15 protein-coding genes are annotated in these 16,173 nt (G+C 65.6%); 13 read left to right on the plus strand and 2 right to left on the minus strand.

All coding sequences use genetic code 11. The features are described 5' to 3' along the window. Positions 1–292: 292 nt before the first annotated feature. Positions 293–1,498, minus strand: a complete 1,206-nt coding sequence (locus tag GGD90_RS11120) for a pyridoxal-dependent decarboxylase, exosortase A system-associated (RefSeq protein ID WP_221227747.1) — start codon at positions 1,496–1,498, stop codon at positions 293–295. Positions 1,499–1,562: 64 nt separating this feature from the next. Next, entirely contained in the window at positions 1,563–3,161 is a 1,599-nt protein-coding gene (locus tag GGD90_RS11125) for an acyl-CoA ligase (AMP-forming), exosortase A system-associated (RefSeq protein WP_153116994.1), read from the minus strand. Between the two features lie 35 nt (positions 3,162–3,196). Between GGD90_RS11125 and GGD90_RS11130 the strand changes: the two genes are divergently transcribed. The 13 genes from GGD90_RS11130 to GGD90_RS11190 all read left to right on the plus strand — a co-directional run bounded on the left by GGD90_RS11130 (position 3,197) and on the right by GGD90_RS11190 (position 16,167). Continuing rightward, positions 3,197–3,580 (plus strand): acyl carrier protein, encoded by a 384-nt coding sequence (locus GGD90_RS11130; protein ID WP_153116993.1) that lies wholly within the window; start codon positions 3,197–3,199, stop codon positions 3,578–3,580. After that, entirely contained in the window at positions 3,580–5,604 is a 2,025-nt protein-coding gene (locus GGD90_RS11135) for a thiamine pyrophosphate-dependent enzyme (RefSeq protein ID WP_228273738.1), read from the plus strand. The genes GGD90_RS11130 and GGD90_RS11135 overlap by 1 nt, the downstream gene beginning before the upstream one ends. Positions 5,605–5,619: 15 nt before the next feature. Next, positions 5,620–6,726, plus strand: a complete 1,107-nt coding sequence (locus GGD90_RS11140; protein WP_153116992.1) for a 2-oxo acid dehydrogenase subunit E2 — start codon at positions 5,620–5,622, stop codon at positions 6,724–6,726. Positions 6,727–6,746: 20 nt separating this feature from the next. Then, complete coding sequence (locus GGD90_RS11145; protein ID WP_153116991.1) at positions 6,747–7,016, plus strand: phosphopantetheine-binding protein; 270 nt, start codon at positions 6,747–6,749, stop codon at positions 7,014–7,016. A gap of 3 nt (positions 7,017–7,019) precedes the next feature. Further along, entirely contained in the window at positions 7,020–7,871 is an 852-nt protein-coding gene (locus GGD90_RS11150; protein ID WP_153116990.1) for a hydrolase 2, exosortase A system-associated, read from the plus strand. Then, positions 7,868–8,752, plus strand: coding sequence for a hydrolase 1, exosortase A system-associated (locus GGD90_RS11155; RefSeq protein ID WP_153116989.1), 885 nt, complete (start codon positions 7,868–7,870; stop codon positions 8,750–8,752). Before GGD90_RS11150 ends, GGD90_RS11155 begins: the two co-directional genes overlap by 4 nt. A 5-nt stretch (positions 8,753–8,757) precedes the next feature. Beyond that, entirely contained in the window at positions 8,758–9,606 is an 849-nt protein-coding gene (locus tag GGD90_RS11160; protein ID WP_153116988.1) for a hypothetical protein, read from the plus strand. A 20-nt stretch (positions 9,607–9,626) separates the two neighbouring features. Next, a complete protein-coding gene (locus GGD90_RS11165) occupies positions 9,627–9,890 on the plus strand; it encodes a phosphopantetheine-binding protein (protein WP_153116987.1) in 264 nt (87 codons plus the stop codon). Between the two features lie 13 nt (positions 9,891–9,903). Next, complete coding sequence (locus GGD90_RS11170) at positions 9,904–11,076, plus strand: right-handed parallel beta-helix repeat-containing protein (RefSeq protein ID WP_153116986.1); 1,173 nt, start codon at positions 9,904–9,906, stop codon at positions 11,074–11,076. Between the two features lie 35 nt (positions 11,077–11,111). Further along, positions 11,112–12,779 carry an asparagine synthetase B family protein gene (locus GGD90_RS11175; RefSeq protein WP_153116985.1) on the plus strand — a complete coding sequence of 556 codons (1,668 nt, stop codon included), beginning with the start codon at positions 11,112–11,114 and terminating at the stop codon, positions 12,777–12,779. A 67-nt stretch (positions 12,780–12,846) separates the two neighbouring features. Next, positions 12,847–13,794: a glycosyltransferase family 2 protein gene (locus tag GGD90_RS11180; RefSeq protein WP_153116984.1), complete on the plus strand. Its 948-nt coding sequence runs from the start codon at positions 12,847–12,849 to the stop codon at positions 13,792–13,794. Between the two features lie 78 nt (positions 13,795–13,872). Then, positions 13,873–14,643, plus strand: coding sequence for a tetratricopeptide repeat protein (locus GGD90_RS11185; protein ID WP_153116983.1), 771 nt, complete (start codon positions 13,873–13,875; stop codon positions 14,641–14,643). A gap of 69 nt (positions 14,644–14,712) precedes the next feature. Beyond that, positions 14,713–16,167, plus strand: a complete 1,455-nt coding sequence (locus GGD90_RS11190; RefSeq protein ID WP_153116982.1) for a lipopolysaccharide biosynthesis protein — start codon at positions 14,713–14,715, stop codon at positions 16,165–16,167. Positions 16,168–16,173 lie beyond the last annotated feature (6 nt).

The raw sequence follows: 16,173 nt of genomic DNA on the forward strand, positions 1-16,173 counted from the left end.
GACGCCTGCCGCCTATGCCGAATCACTCATCCGGAAATCGGCTACATTAGCCTCGGACTCTAAAGCTCGCTGCTACTGAAAACGGGGGGACGTCGAACGAATAGGAGTTGAAAAGCATTGCTATGCCGGTCCAGGGTTCTCGTCACTTCCACTGTCGAGAGGGGTGCTGCTTTGATATTTGTAAACTTAGGCTGAAGAACCAGTCGTGCTGGTCGGTTGTCGCCTTGGGAATGCAGCTGATATGCGCGCAGCAGCAAGCAAAATCGTCGTCTTTCGGGGGCATGCCCCTGTTTCAGACCAGCACTTCCAGTGGTGGTGGATGCCCAAGAAATCCTTGCGGGCTGGCGCTTGCGCCATAGGCGCCCGACTGGAAAATCACTACCAGATCACCGACGTCGGCGACCGCCAGTTCCATGCGATCGGCCAGCAGATCGAGTGGCGTGCACAAGGGGCCAACGACCGATGCACTTTCCTTTTCGGCAGCGTCCATGCGGTTGCCGATGACTAGCGGATAGTTCTTGCGGATCACCTGCCCGAAATTTCCCGACGCCGACAAATGGTGGTTGAGGCCGCCATCAAGCACCAGATAGGTCTGGCCGCGCGAAACTTTTCGATCGACGATCCGTGCGACGTAGATGCCAGCCTCGCCGACCAGATAACGCCCGAGCTCGATGACCAGTTGCGCGTCGGGCAGCGCCCTGGCGGTACGCTCGGCAAGCTGCGCCAGCTTGTCGCCGACAGCGCGCAGATTCAAGCCTTGTTCGCCGGGAAAGTAGGGGATGCCGAAGCCGCCGCCGAGGTTGAGAAAGCGGACCGGGGCGGGGGCATCAGTGGCCAGGCGTAGCGCCAGTTCCCACGACTTCTGTTGCGCTTGGCAGATCGCTTCGGCCTTCAGGTTCTGCGACCCGGCAAAGAGATGGAAGCCCTCGAACTGCAAACCCGCCTCGCCGATCTTGGCCAGCAGTTGCGGCACTTGTTCAGCATCGACGCCGAACTGCTTGGGGCCGCCGCCCATCTTCATTCCCGAGCCTTTCAGTTCGAAGTCCGGATTGACGCGCACCGCCACTCGCGCTGGCAGGCCAAGCTCGTCGCTGACGCGCGCCAGTTCATCGACTTCGCGGAAGGATTCGAGATTGATCAACACGCCGGCGGCGACGGCCTGGCGCAGTTCGGTATTGCGCTTGCCGGGGCCGGCGAAGCTGATCTCGTGGGGATCGGCGCCGGCGTCAAGCGCGACCTTCAGCTCCCCGGCCGAGGCGACGTCGATACCGTCGACCAGCGTCGCCATGAAACCGACCAGCGCCGGCATCGGATTGGCTTTCATCGCGTAGTGCAGCTTGACCGAAGCGGGCAGCGCTGCGCGCAAATCGCCGACGCGTGCGCGCAGCAGTTGCCGGTCATAGGCGTAAAACGGCGTTTGCCCGACGCGCGCGGCGAGTTGTGTGAGCGGCATTCCTCCGACCTGCAGTTGCCCGTCGACGACAGGAAATTGGTTCATCGGCGCATGCGCCGGCAGGGCGCGGGGAGAGAGGGAGTGGTGATGCTGGGAGTGGGTGGGAGAATCAGCCGCCATGTTTTTCGATCCACTCGGTCGACAGCGTCTTGCGGTCGATCTTGCCGTTCGGGTTGCGCGGCAACGGCCCGCTGCGCACGGCGATTCCGGACGGCACCATGTACGCCGGCATGCGTTGCCGGCACTCGGCCAGCAGGGCGTCGACATCGAGCGCGCCATCGGTGGGTGGCGTGGCGATCACCTGGATGCGTTGCCCGAGGCGATCGTCGTCGATACCGAAGGCGACACATTCGCCGACGAGTTTCGTCGCGTAGAGCACCTCTTCCACCTCGGTCGGGCTCACCCGGTAACCCGAGGTTTTCATCATCTCGTCGCGCCGGCCGATGAAGTAGAGGAAGCCTTCCTCGTCCTGACGCACGGTATCGCCCGAGAATACGGCGATTTCGGGCAGCACCAGTCCGGCTTCGCGTCCTGGCGCATGCACCGGCAGCGGCTTGTAGCGCTCGGCGGTCTTTTCCGGGTCGTTCCAGTAGCCCATGCCGACCAGCGCGCCGCGATGCACCAGTTCGCCGGGTTCGTTCGGCGCGCAGGGTGAGCCATCTTCGCGCAGGACGAGGATTTCAGCGTTGGGAATGGCCTTGCCGATCGAATCCGGACGGCGGTCGACCTCGGCCGGCGGCAGGTAGGTCGAGCGGAAGGCTTCGGTCAGGCCGTACATCAGGAAGGGCTTGGCCTGCGGCAGATGGCGGCGCAGCGCGTCGAGCGTCTCGCGCGGCATGCGGCCGCCGGTGTTGGCGAAATAGCGCAAGTGTTCGCTGACCGATTCGGGCCAGTTCAACTGCGTCAGCTGGATGTAGAGCGGCGGCACGGCGGTCAGCCCGGTCACCTTTTCCCGCTCGATCGCCCTGACGACATCGCGTGGCAGCAGGTAGTTGAGCAGCACGACGCGCGCACCGGCGTGGAAAGCGGTGGTCAGCTGGCTGAAACCGGCGTCGAAGGATAGTGGCAAGGCGGCGAGCAGCGTGTCGCCGGCGTGGTTCTCGAGGTAGCTCGCCACGCTCTTGGCGCCGGCGACCATGTTGCGATGCGACAGCACGACGCCCTTCGGTTTGCCGGTACTGCCCGAGGTATAAAGGATGCCGAGCATGTCGGTGTCGATCACGCGGTGGGCCGCTGCTGCGGGCTGCGCGAGGAGGTCCTGCCAGCGCCAGATGTTTTGCGTGGCGATGGCAGGCAGAGCGGCCGGTGTGTCGACCAGCACGACATGGCGCAAATCGTGACAGGCCAGCAGGGTGTCCTGCAGCAGCGCAAAACGCTCGGGCGAGGTGATCAGCACACGCACATTGCAGTCGTGCAGGATGTAGCCGACCTGTTCAGCCTTGAGCAGCGGGTTCAGCGGCACGAAGACGCCACCGGCTGCCGGCGCGCCAAAGCTGGCAATCACCGTCTCGAAGCGCTTTTCCAGGTAAATGGCGACGCGTTCACCGCGCTGCAGGCCGAGACTGACGATTCCGGCTGCGAAGTGCTGCACCCGCTCTTCCAGTTCTCCGTAGCGGAGATGCTCCTGGCCGTGGGTGAGCGCGACGGCCTCAGGATTGCGTGCCGCAGCCGACTCGATGAGTTCGTGCAGAAGTGTGGCGTTTTGCATGGACGGCAAACCGTAGAGATGGCGGAAGATAATAAATGCAGCAATCCTATGACGCTGTGAAGTATCTCACGGCCCGCTGCGGGAATTCCCCCTATAATGCCCCCTTGGGAAATCCAGTTCCGGATAAGCGATTGAATACATTGATAGAAGTGAATTCTCTGCTGGCTGATGTCCTCAGCCTCGACGGACGCTCCGCGCGCTTCAACCTGGAGACGCCCTTGCTCGGCGCCTTGCCCGAACTGGATTCGATGGCCGTCATTGCGCTGATTACCGGCATGGAAGAGCGTTTCGGCTTCATCGCCGAAGACGACGAAATCGAGGGTTCAACCTTCGCCACGGTCGGTTCCCTCGTTGCTTTTATCGATGGCAAGCTGATCTCCCTCGGGCGGAGCCGGAAAAATCTGCGGACGCCGCACTGATGATGAGTGATGCATCGCCGATGGCCGCCGACAGTGCGAACGGTGTGCCGGCGCCCTTCCTCAGTGATGCCTCGGGCAAGCCGCGGATCGGCACGGACCCCGCCAGTCTGTTCGCGTTCGCCACGCTCATCCGCGACACCGAGAAACTGATCCTCGATCTGTTCTCGCGCGGGCTGGTTTCGGGAACGACGCATACCTGCCTCGGGCAAGAGCTCTGCCAGATGGCGGTGGTGCGCGCGCTCGACCATCCGGACGATCACGTGCTCTCGAACCACCGCAATCACGGGCATTTCCTGAGCTACTCGGGCGATTTTCACGGTCTGGTCGCCGAGATCATGGGGCGGCGCGACGGCGTCTGCGGCGGCTATGGCGGTAGCCAGCATCTGGCCTACCGGCATTTCCACAGCAACGGGGTGCAGGCCGGCATGACCGGCATCGGTGTCGGTCTTGCTGCCGCCCTCAAGGCGCGCGACAGCCGCGGCATCGTCGTCACCGTCATCGGCGACGGGACGCTCGGCGAAGGGCTGCTCTACGAGAGCATGAACCTGGCGTCGGTGTGGCAGGTGCCGGTGCTGTTCGTCGTCGAGCACAACGGCATCGCGCAAACGACCTATACGCGCGATACGCTCGGTGGCGACATCGTCGCACGCGGCGCCGCGTTCGGACTCGACACCTGGCGCGTGTCCGACCGCGAGGCGGGTTTCATTGATGCCGCCGCGGCGGTGGTCGCGCAGGTGCGCGAGCGGCGCCGGCCGGGCATGCTGGTGATCGACACCGGGCGGCTGGGGCCGCACAGCAAGGGCGATGATCTGCGCGATCCCGGCGAGCGCGCAGCGCTGGCGGCGGCTGACCCGCTCGCTGCACTGGCGGCGTGCCTGCCCGCGGACGAGGTCGCGGCGATCCGCGCGTCGTGCGCGGCCTACCTGCAGGCGGTCGAGCGTCGTGCGCTCGCATCGCCGGCAGCAAACTTCGACCCGCTACCCGAGCACAGCTTCCGTCCAGCGCAGGCCGGGCAGGTCGAGATTCCGGAGGTCGCGGACGGCAACGTGCGCGCGGCCCTCAATAGCGCCCTGCACGGCCTGCTCGCGGCAGCGCCGGAAACGCTGCTGATCGGTGAGGATCTGCACGATCCCTACGGCGGGGCGTTCAAGGTCTCGGCCGGACTCTCGACGAAGTTCCCGGGGCGGGTGATCTCGACGCCGATCAGCGAGGCGGGCATCACCGGCGCCGGCATCGGTCTGGCGATGGCCGGGCGCCGGCCGATCGTCGAGATCATGTTTGCCGACTTTCTCAGCCTGTGCCTCGACCAACTCTACAACCACGCGGTCAAGTTTCCCGGCATGTTCCCCGAGGCGACGGTGCCGCTGGTCGTGCGTGCGCCCTGCGGCGGCCGCCGCGGCTACGGTCCGACGCACAGCCAGAGCCCGGAGAACCTGTTCGTTTCCGTCCCCGGCCTGACCGTGCTCTATCCCAGCCATCGCCACCGCGTCGGTCAGTTGCTCGCCGATGCTGTCCTCCGCTGGTCGAATCCGACGCTGTTCCTCGAACACAAGCTGCTCTACGGCGAGAAGTGCGACACCGCCGACTACGAAATCCTGCCCGCCGGTGACGACGATCTCGGTGCGGCGCTGTTTCCCACCCTGCGTCGCGGCAGCGCGGCGCCCGACGTCACGCTGCTCGCTTACGGCGGCATGCTGCCGGTGGCCGAACGCGCGGCAAAGATCCTTGAGACGCAGGAAGAACTCGCGGTCGAGATCGTCGCGCCGGCACTGCTGGCACCACTACCGCGGCAGACGCTACTGCAGGCATTGCTCGACCGTCCGCGCATTCTCGTCGTCGAGGAGGCGCACCATCATTTCGGCGTCAGCGCCGAGATCCTGGCGCTCCTCGCCGAGAGCGCTTATTCCGGCGCGCTCGCCCGGCTCGGCACCCTGCCGGTGCCGATTGCGTCAGCACGCAGTCTGGAAAGCGCGCAGTTGCCGGACGAGGCTGCGATCGTCGCGGCCGTGATCGATCTTCTGTAACGGGTACATAAGCGAATGGCGACGCCAATCCACGTTCCGCGCATCAACAACAACGACGACGAGGTCAAGGTCCTCGCCTTCGACGTCAAGCCCGGCGAGCGCGTCAGCGCCGGCCAGATTGTCGGCCAGGTCGAAACCGACAAGGCGGTTCTCGACGTCACCGCGCCGGTGGACGGCTATGTGCTTGGCTTCGTGGCGCAGCCCGACGAGATCGCGCAAGTGGGCAGCGTGATGTTGTGGCTCGGTGCGAGCGCGTCGGAGCCGATCCCCGAGGCCGGCGCGCCGACGCCCGACTCCTCGACGGCGGGACCATCGCCGGTGACGGGCAAGGCGAAACTCCTGCTCGCGCGCTACGGAGTGAAGTCCGACGCCGTGACGCCAATCGATGGCCGCATTACCGTCGAGGCGGTCGAGCGCTATCTCGCCACGCATGGCCTCGCCGCCGCCGCGCCGGCGCCGGTGGTGGCCGTCTCGCGCCCGGCGGAACCGCGACCCGAGGTTCCCGGCACGGCGGTCGCGCTGTCGCGCGAAGAAAAGGGCATGGCGGCCACGGTGGTCTGGCATCGCGACTGCGCGGTGCCCGGCTACATCGAGATCGATTACGACCCGGCGCCCTGGGCCGAGTACGCACGCGCCTTCCAGGAAGAGAAGGGGCTGCTGATGCCGCCCTTGCTGCCGCTGATGGCGTGGCGACTGGTCGAGGTGGCAAGAACGATGCCCCGTATCAACGCCACTTTCGTCGAGCAGCAGCGCTACGAGTACGGCGCGGTCAATCTCGGCTTCACCATCCAGGCCGGCGAGTCGCTTTACCTTGCTGTCGTGCGTGAGGCAGAGGTTCTCGATGCCGGAGGGTTTGTGAACGCACTGGGCGACGTGCTGCGCCGGGCGGCGTCGCACCAGTTGCGCGAAAGCGAAGCTTCCGGCGCGACCATCGGCTTTTCCAGCATGGAGCGCTGGAAAGTCACCCGCCACATTCCGGTGCTGCCGCCGCACACTGCCTTCATGCTTGCTCACGCCGCCGCGCGCAACGGTCGCGCGGTACTCGGCGCCAGCTACGACCACCGCGTGCTCAACGGCGGACAGGTCGTTGCCGCGCTCAAAAAACTCTCTTCCCCGACATGACGACAGGACAGGATTCCCCGATGCCGCTGACCGCCGAAAGCATTGCCGCCGAGATCAAGGCGCGCATTGTTGCCATTGCCGCCGAACTTGGCGACGACGCCTCCGAACTGGGGCCCGACGAGATCATTCCGGCGACCGGCCTGATCGATTCGGCCGGCCTGCTCGACCTGATCGCGTGGTATGAGAAGACCTACCAGATTCCGCTGACGCAGGCGGAAATCAACATCGACAACCTCGGCACGCTGGCGCGCATGGCGCACTTCGTCCTGCTCAAGAAAGGGCTGGTTTGAACGATGCGGGCCCTGCCTTCGCGTCCCCATCCCTTCTTTCTCGATGGCGCTAGCGGACGGCTGTTCGCCGTTCACCACCGTCCCGCCGACGGCGTCTGCCGGCGCGGCAGCATTCTTGTCGTGCCGGCATTCAATGAGGAAATGAACCGCTGCCGCAGCATGCTTACGCTGCAGGCGCAGGCTCTGGCGCGGCTGGGGTTCGGCACGCTGGTGCTCGACCTTTCCGGCACCGGCGAGAGCGACGGTCATTACGGCGACGCACGCTGGGATGGCTGGATTGACGACATTCGTCGGGTCCGCGCCTGGCTCGACGGACCGGACGGCGGCGGCTGCGCCGCGCTGCTCGGCGTGCGCCTCGGCGTGCCGCTGGCGCTCGACGCACTGGCCGGTGACGCCGCAGCGTGTCCGTTGGCGGCCTGGCAGCCCGTTAGCGACGGCCGCAACTATTTCACCCAGTTCCTGCGCATGCGTATCGCCGCCAACATGGACCGGACCGACATTCCGAAGGACACCACCGCCGGCATGCGCGCCCGTCTCGCCGAGGGGGCCAGCATCGAGGTCGCCGGATACGAGGTGGCGCCGGCGCTGGCGACGGCGATCGAAGCGGTCAATCTGGCGACGCGTACGCCGCAGCCGGGAGCACCGGTCGCCTGGTTCGAGAAGAAGACCGGCGAGGACGCCGCCCTGCTGCCGGCTAGTGCGCAGGTGGTGAGCGCCTGGCGCGCGGCTGGTGTCGAGGTCGCGGTCGGAGTCTTCGACGCTCCCGCCTTCTGGGCACTGCATGACCGGCATACGGCGCCCGAGCTGATCGGCCTGACCGCCGCGTGGCTTGATGACGTGGGGAGGGCAGCGTGAACGAGCAGCCTCTGGTGTTCGAGAGCGGCGGCCTGCCGCTGCCGGGCATGCTGCACCCGGCCGCCGGGCCAGCCCGCCTGGGTGTCCTGATGATGGTCGCCGGCGGACCGCAGTACCGGATTGGCGGGCACCGGCAGCTGCTGCTCTGGGCGCGGGATTTCGCGGCGGCGGGCTTCCCGGCGCTGCGCTTCGACTTCGCCGGTATGGGCGACAGCTACGGCGACTATCGCGGCTTTGAACATGTCGACGAGGACATCCGGGCTGCGCTCGACGCCTTCTTCGCCGCCGTGCCGTCACTGCAGGGCGTTGTCCTCTGGGGCGAATGCAACGCCTGCTCGGCCTCGCTGTTCTATGCTCACCGCGACCCCCGCGTCCGCGGTCTGGTCATGCTCAATCCCTGGGTCCGCACCAAGGAAGGCGAGGCGCGTACCGTGGTTCGCCATTACTACCTGGAACGCTTGCGCCAGCCGTCCTTCTGGAAAAAGATTTTCTCGCTGCAGTTCGACTGGCTCGGCTCGGCGCGATCGGCGGCGCAGATGCTGTCGCGGGCGTCTGGCGCGCCGGCAACGGACGCTGGCACGTCGGCAACGCCGCAACGCCTGCCCGACCGCATGCTCGCCGGACTGCGGCGCTTCCACGGCCCGATCATGCTGGTCATGAGCGGGCGCGACTGGGTGGCGAAGGAGTTCGACGACCTGCTGAAAAGCGATGCGGCATGGCAGGCCGAGTTCCTGCCGCGCCTGACGCAGCGCCACGATCTACCTTACGCCGACCATACCTTCTCCAGTGGCGAATGGCGCGATCAGGTCGCCGGCTGGGGACTGCAATGGCTCGCCGAGGTAGACGCAGGCAAGCCGAAAAACGCACCCGGAGGCGCCTGACCATCATGGCCCGACCCGTCATTGAAGCCGTCACGGCGCAGTCGCTGCCCGAATTCGCCGCCTTCCTGTCAGCCAATATGAGCATCCCGCGCAGCCCGGAAGCGTGGGGCTCGGCACTGTCGGCGAACTGGTTGCCCGAGCGACCCAATTACGGTTTCCTGCTGCGCGCAGGGGAAGACGTGGTTGGCGGGATCGGTGCGCTCTATGCCGAGCGCAAGGTGCGTGGGCAGAGCGAACGATTCTGCAACATCACCAGCTGGTGCGTGCGCGACGATTTCCGCAGGTTCAGCGTGGCGTTGGCGATGCAGTTGCTGGCGCAGCCCGGCTATCACTTCACCGATTTTTCACCGACGAAGGTGGTTGCCGGGACCTTGCAGTTCCTGAAGTTCCAGTCGCTCGACGACGCCGTGGTCGTTTTGCCCGGCCTGCCGGTCCATCTCGGCAACGAACGCGTGCTCGACGACGCGGTCGCGATCGGGCAGGAGATTCCGGACGAACTGCGCCAGGCCTGGCAGGACCATTCCGTCTATCCCTGGCTGCGCCAGCTGCTGCTCGGGCGCCCGGGAGCCTGGTGTCATCTCATCTACAAGCTGCGCGACTTCAAGGGCATGCCGGCAGCTCAGCTGATCTATCGCAGCGATCGTGAATTGCTGAACGCGGGCTTGGGTGCTCTGCAGACGTACTTCTGCCGGCGCGGGATACTCTCCGTACACATCGAGCGGCGAATGCTCGGCAGGACGCCGAAGCTCGGCGTCCTGCGCAGCGGCTTCAATCCGAAACAATTCAATTCTTCCACCCTGTTGCCCGACGACATTGACTACCTCTATTCGGAGTCGGTGTCGATGGATCTCTAGACGCGAAAGCGAGCAGTCAAATGAACGATATCCAATCTGCGGTTCTGCGTATTCTTGACCGCGAACTGAATCTCAACGGGCGCGCGCAAGGCTTTAAGGCCGATACGCGCTTGCGCGGGGCATTGCCGCAACTCGATTCGATGGCGATCGTTTCGCTGATTTCAGCACTGGAAAGCGATCTTGGTTTCGAGTTTCCGGAAGATCTGCTCGATGGCACCATCTTCGAAACGGTCGGTTCGCTGACAGCTTGCGTCACCCGGATTCTTGAGTCCGGACAGTCCTGAAGCTTGCCTGACCGTGAAAACCGCTTCGCGCATTGTCGCCGCCGCCTCACTCCTAGCCTTTGCGTGGCTGGGCGTCGGCACTGTTTGGGCGCTCGATGCCGCTGCTGGGCGCGTGATCCGTATCGGTCCCGAGCGCGAGATCAGAACGCTGCAGCAGGCGTCGCGCCTCGTGCGCGACGGCGATATCCTTGAGGTCGACGCCGGTGACTACCGGCGCGATGTCGCGGTGTGGACGCATGACCGGCTAGAATTCCGTGCCGTCGGTGGCCGCGTCCGCCTCCTGGCCGATGGCGCCTCCGCTGAAGGGAAGGGCATTTGGGTCGTCCGCGGCGGCACTGTCAGCGTCGATGGCTTCGATTTCATCGGCGCCCGCGTACCTGATCGGAATGGGGCCGGTATCCGTTTTGAAAAAGGCGTGCTGCGCATTCGCGACTGCCGCTTCCTTGACAACGAGAACGGCATCCTGACGGCCAGCGACGGCGAGAGTGCGCTCGAGATCAGCAACAGCGAATTTGCCCGCAACGGTTTCGGCGACGGTCAGAGCCACAACCTCTACGTCGGCGCGATCGCGCGTCTGACGGTGACAGGCTCCTACTTCCACCATGCGCGCGTCGGCCACCTGCTCAAGTCGCGCGCGCGCGAAAGCCGCATCCTCTACAACCGGCTGACCGACGAAATCGGCGGCACGGCGAGCTACGAGCTGGAGTTTCCCAACGGCGGCGTCGCCTACGTGATCGGCAACCTGATCCAGCAAAGCTCGACCACGGAAAACCCGCACATCATTGCCTACGGCGCCGAAGGCTATCGCGGCGAGAACAATCACCTCTATCTGGCGAACAACACGCTCGTCGACGGCCGGACACAGGGCGGCGTTTTCCTGCGTCTGGCGCCCGGCACACGCAGCGTGCTGGCCATCAACAACATCCTCGTCGGTAACGGATCGCTCGAATCAGCGGGACCCGGCACCTATCGCAACAACTTCAACGCCGGCTGGGAGGGCTTCGAGCGCGCCGCGCGCGATGACTACCGGTTGGCGGCCGACTCGCCGCTGCGTTTCAAGGGCGTCGAGCCGCCGCAGGTCGGCCGGCTGAGTCTGCGTCCCGAGCAGCAATACGTCCATCCACGATCCAGCCGTCCGCTGCGTGTCGAGCGCCTCAGCCCCGGCGCCTTCCAGGTCGACGGCTGAGTTTGCATCGATCGTTCCACTTTCCGGGTTTGTTCATGTCCGCTGCCGAACTCCTCCACCTCGCCGGTTCGCCAAGACTGCCTGCCGATCTCTGCGGCGCTGGCGATGACCCGTTGCCGGCGTGGCAAACCCTGCTTGAACGCGAGGGTGGGGCGGGCTTTGCGCGGGTGCAGGGCGATTTTTCGGTGGCCGTGCGCCTGGCCGACGGGCGCGTCTTCTTCGCCGTCGACCGCTTCGCCATCCGGCCGCTGTGCTATCGCGCCGACGTGACGAGCATCGCCGTTTCGCCGCGCGCCGACGAACTCGCCGGGACGACGGCGCCGATCCGCCTGCAGTCGCTGTACGAGTATCTTTACTTTCACGTCATTCCCTCGCCGGCGACCGTCTTCGAGTCGGTTCTGCGGCTGCCGCCGGCGCATTACGGCCTCTTCGAGAACGGACGTTTGAGCGTGGCGCCGTACTGGGTGCCGGCGTTCTCGGAACCTGCTGCACCGTCCTTCCCGCGCCTGCGCGAGGAGTTCCTCGATCTCCTGGCGCAGGCGACGGCTCGCCAGCTGGGCGACGGCAAGGCCGCGTGTTTTCTCAGCGGCGGTACCGACAGCTCGACCGTCGCCGGCATGATCGGCAAGGTGCGCGGACAGCCGGCGGCGAGCTATTCGATCGGCTTCGAGGCCGAAGGCTACGACGAGATGGCTTTCGCGCGGATTGCCGCCGGCCGCTTCAATACCGAGCACCACGAGTATTACGTGACGCCGGACGATCTGGTGCGCAGCATTCCGGCGGTGGCGTCGTTTTACGACCAGCCCTTCGGCAATTCGTCGGCGCTGCCAGCCTTCTACTGCGCGCGCATGGCGCAGGCCGACGGCGTGACGCGCATTCTCGCCGGCGACGGCGGTGACGAGTTGTTCGGCGGCAATACGCGCTACGCCAAACAGCGTGTTTTCGACGCGTATCGCCACTTGCCGGCAGCGCTGCGGCGGGGACTGATGGAGCCGCTGTTCGGTTCCGCCATCGCCGCTGCCATTCCCGGCGTCAAGAAGGCGTCGAGCTATGTCCAGCAGGCCAGGATTCCGATGCCCGACCGCGCACAACTCGGCAATCTGCTGAGCAGCCTCGGCCTGACGACGGTGCTCGGCGCGGACCTGCTCGCGGCGGTCGACGTCGAGGCGCCGGTCCGGCAGCAGCGCGCGGTGTGGCAGGCGGCGACCACCGGCAGCGAGGTGAACCGGGCGCTGGCCTACGACTGGCGCTATACGCTGGCCGAATGCGATCTGCCCAAGGTGTGCGGCACCACGGCGATGGCCGGGCTGGCCGTCGGTTTCCCGATGCTCGACGACGAACTGCTTGCTTTTTCGCTGCGCCTGCCGGCGGAGTACAAGCTCAAAGGTTTGCGCCTGCGCTGGTTTTTCAAGGAGGCGCTGCGCGGTTTCCTGCCCGACGAGATCATCGTCAAGAAGAAGCAGGGATTCGGCCTGCCTTTCGGGGTCTGGGCGACGCGGCATCCGCCGCTGCGCCAGCTGGCCTTGTCATCGCTGCAGTCGTTGGCCGAACGCGGCGTCCTGCGCCATGCCTTCGTGAACGACCTGTTCGCGCGTTATCTGGCGGAACATCCCGGCTATTACGGCGAGATGATCTGGATCGCGATGATGCTGGAGCAATGGCTGCAGGTGCACCGTCCCGATTTTTCGGTGTCCGCGCGATGAGTGCCCGCTGCCTGACGCGCGCCGCGGCTGGCGCGCGCCGCCGGCTGGCTTTTTGAGGACTCCTTCTGTGCCAACGCCCGTCGTCTCGGTCATCATTCCGTCGTACAACTGTGCGCCTTATCTGCGCGAAACCGTTGACAGCATTCTGGCGCAGACCGGCGATTTCGTCCTCGACGTGATCGTCGTCGACGATGGCTCGACGGACGGTACGCCGGAGATCGCGCGTGCCTGTGGAGACTCCGTGCGTGTCTTCGAGCAGGCCAACGCCGGCGTCTGCGCCGCGCGCAACCGCGGCCTGCGCGAATCGCGCGGCGATTTCGTCGCCTTCGTCGATCACGACGATTACTGGTTTCCGCACAAGCTCGCCAACCAGCTCGTCGCCTTCGCGCAGCATCCGGAAGTCGACGTCGTCTATTCCGATATCAGCTACTGGTTCGTCAATCGGCAGACCCGCCGTTTCGATCCGCCGGAAACCTTCGCTGAACATGCGGTGGCGAATGGAATCGACCCCGAGATGTCCGGCTGGATCTACCACCGCATGTTGCTTGAGTGTTGCCCGCTGACCAGCGCCGCGCTGATCCGGCGCACGCCGCTGCTCGCGACCGGAGGCTTCGACGAATTCCTGCCGTATAGTGAGGACTGGGATCTGTTCCTGCGCCTGTCGCGTTCGTCGCAGTTCCTCAAACTGCGCGAAAAGACTGTTCTCTACCGGCAGCATGCCCGCCAGGGATCGCGCGTGGCGCGTCCCATCGACTATCGCAGCCGGTTGGTGATGCGCGCTTTTGCGCAGTGGGGGCGTGCGAGTCCGGACGGCCGCGCCATTTCGCTGCGCGAGTTCCGGCGCACGCTCGCCGGTTTTCATTTCGGCTTCGGGCTGCTGCATGCTTCGCGCAGCGCGGGCGCAGATCGCGCGCTGGCGCGCTCGGCATTCTTCCGCGCCTGGCGTACCGACCCGTTCAATCCGAAACCGCTCGCCTACTGGCTGGCGACGGGCCTGGGATGGACCGCGCGATGAGGCTGTTTGATCATGCCGAAGCTGCCAGCGGGGCGGCCGCGGTACCTCCGGCAGGTCCGGCACGATGAGGAGATCGTCATGAATTATCGCCGTACGTGGCGCCTGTCGATTCCGGCCTGCGTCCTCGCCGCGGGCTTCGGCCTATTCGCCCAACTCGCGAGTGCGGCGCCGAGCGAGATCACGCCGGCCGAAATCGAGCTGTTGCCGAAGTACTGCGTCGATACCCAGGGGCACACCTTCAAGTACGGCAGGAATTCGCCGCGCGCGCCCTATTGGGTCAGCCTGATGGGGCCGTCGTTCTGGCATATGCATCACTATTGCTGGGCCCTGGTCAACATCGGCCGCGCCCGGCGGGCCTCCACACCGGACATGGCGCGGACCTCCGCCATCGAGGAGGCGCGCGGCGACATCATGTACGTGATCAACAACGCCGAGCCGGATTTCATCCTGTTGCCCGAAATCTACTCGCGGCTCGGCGAAACCGAGCTGATGCGCGGCCAAGCCCTCCGGGCGGAGGCGGCGTTCGCGAAGGCGCGCGAACTGAAGCCCGACTACTGGCCAGCGTATTTCCACTGGGCCGAATACCTGCGCAACGCGGGCAAGCGCGCCGAGGCGCTCAAGCTGGTGACCTCCGGACTTGAACAGGCGCCGGAAGCCTTGCCCCTGCAGAAGCTCTATCTCGTTCTCGGCGGCGTGGCGAGCCGCATGCCCAAGGTACGTGTCCTTGCCGAGCCGGCGCTCGGGGAGCCGAGCGAGACTACGGTCACGCCGCCGGCGGCACCGCTTGCTATACCACCGGCCGCAGCGCCTGCTGTGTCGGCCGACGGGGATGCCTCTGAAGCCCGCTAAGCCGGTCCGTTGCCGCGGCGATAGCCGCCGCAGCGGCCATAATGCCGGGCGACGGACGCAGGAGACGCAATGAGCCCGCCGCCGGACGATAGCGCCCAGGTCGTGGCGAAGGTGGTGCGCGGTGCGCGCTGGGCGGCTGCCTTCCGCTTGCTCGCGCAGCTGATCAACTGGTCGTGCACCATCGTCGTCGTGCGCTACATCAGCGCTTCCGACTACGGCCTGAACGCGATGCTGCAGACGCCGCTGGAGATGCTCTTCCTGCTCAGCACCTTCGGTCTCGATCTGGCGCTGGTGCAGGCGAAGAAGCTGGATGACCGGCAGTTGCGTTGTGCTTTCGGCTATCTGCTGCTGCTCAACGGCGGGCTCTTTCTCGTCTATTTCTTCGGCGCCGGCGTGATCGCCGAGTACTTCAACGAGCCGCGGCTCAAGCCGCTGGCGCAGGTGCTCGCCTTCATCTATCTGGCGGTGCCGTTCCGCATCATCCCCAACGCCTTGCTTGAGCGCGAGCTCAAGTTCAAGCTCAAGGCTTCGGTCGATCTCTTCGTTAGCGTTGCCACGGCGCTGACGACGCTGACGCTGGCCGTCATGGGCGCCGGGGTGTGGGCGCTGGTCGCCGGCGTTCTCGTCAGCAGCGTGCTGGCGATCGTCGTCCTCAGCATTTTCAACCCGTGGTTCATCCGTCCCGATTTCCGTTTCTCGGAAGTGCGCAAGATGATGGCCTTCGGCGGCACGATGACCATCGCCACCGCGGTGGCGGTCGTCAGCAATACGCTGCCGGTGACGATCGCCGGGCCGGTGCTCGGCTCCGAACTGCTCGGCATTTTCGCCGTCGCGCTCGAATTTGCGGTGCTGCCGCTGTCGAAAACGATGCCGATCGTCAACACGATCGTCTTTCCCGCTTTCTCGCGTTTCCAGGATCAGCCCGAGTCGGTTGCCTATTATCTGTTGCGCTCGCTCGGCTTTGCCAGCCTGGTGCTGGTGCCGGCGCTGGTCGGGGTAAGCTGCGTTGCGCACGAGTTCGTACCCACCGTCCTTGGCGAGAAGTGGCTGCCAGCAGTCGCGCCGCTGACCCTGCTTGCGCTGGCGATGCCTTTTCGTCTGGTCAGCCTGTTCCTGCGCCAGGTTATGGCGGGAGTCGGGCGTCCCGACCTGACGCTACGCTCGTCGATCATCAATCTGCTGCTGTTTCTGCCGTTGGTCTGGATCGGCACGCGTTACGGGCTGATGGGGGTGGTCGGCGCGTTTCTGGTGGTTGAGCCCGTGATCGCGATTGCCACCATGGCGATGTGCGGGAAGATGCTCGATCTGCCCTTGCCACGTCTGGCGCGTGCGCTTGTGCCCGCGGCCGTCTGCTCGCTGGTGATGGCTGGCGCCGTCGCCGGTCTGCGCGTTGCATTGCCGGAAATGCCGGGCCTGGCGAAGTTGCTGATCGAGATTGGCGTCGGCGGGGCGGTTTACGCCGCAGCCCTGCGCCTCATCTTCCCCTCCGAAATGGCAAGCGCCCTGCGCATGGTCCGCAAATGAGTCGGG

It is taken from the genome of Rhodocyclus tenuis (assembly GCF_014197755.1).
Classification (GTDB): domain Bacteria; phylum Pseudomonadota; class Gammaproteobacteria; order Burkholderiales; family Rhodocyclaceae; genus Rhodocyclus; species Rhodocyclus tenuis.

Bases quoted from the DNA above. Each gene is read 5' to 3' on its own strand.
- GGD90_RS11120 (WP_221227747.1), bottom strand. From the start codon at position 1,498: ATGAACCAATTTCCTGTCGTCGACGGGCAACTGCAGGTCGGAGGAATG.
- GGD90_RS11165 (WP_153116987.1), top strand. From the start codon at position 9,627: ATGAACGATATCCAATCTGCGGTTCTGCGTATTCTTGACCGCGAACTG.
- GGD90_RS11150 (WP_153116990.1), top strand. From the start codon at position 7,020: ATGCGGGCCCTGCCTTCGCGTCCCCATCCCTTCTTTCTCGATGGCGCT.
- GGD90_RS11125 (WP_153116994.1), bottom strand. From the start codon at position 3,161: ATGCAAAACGCCACACTTCTGCACGAACTCATCGAGTCGGCTGCGGCA.
- GGD90_RS11145 (WP_153116991.1), top strand. From the start codon at position 6,747: ATGCCGCTGACCGCCGAAAGCATTGCCGCCGAGATCAAGGCGCGCATT.
- GGD90_RS11190 (WP_153116982.1), top strand. From the start codon at position 14,713: ATGAGCCCGCCGCCGGACGATAGCGCCCAGGTCGTGGCGAAGGTGGTG.
- GGD90_RS11135 (WP_228273738.1), top strand. From the start codon at position 3,580: ATGATGAGTGATGCATCGCCGATGGCCGCCGACAGTGCGAACGGTGTG.
- GGD90_RS11140 (WP_153116992.1), top strand. From the start codon at position 5,620: ATGGCGACGCCAATCCACGTTCCGCGCATCAACAACAACGACGACGAG.
- GGD90_RS11185 (WP_153116983.1), top strand. From the start codon at position 13,873: ATGAATTATCGCCGTACGTGGCGCCTGTCGATTCCGGCCTGCGTCCTC.
- GGD90_RS11175 (WP_153116985.1), top strand. From the start codon at position 11,112: ATGTCCGCTGCCGAACTCCTCCACCTCGCCGGTTCGCCAAGACTGCCT.
- GGD90_RS11130 (WP_153116993.1), top strand. From the start codon at position 3,197: ATGCAGCAATCCTATGACGCTGTGAAGTATCTCACGGCCCGCTGCGGG.
- GGD90_RS11160 (WP_153116988.1), top strand. From the start codon at position 8,758: ATGGCCCGACCCGTCATTGAAGCCGTCACGGCGCAGTCGCTGCCCGAA.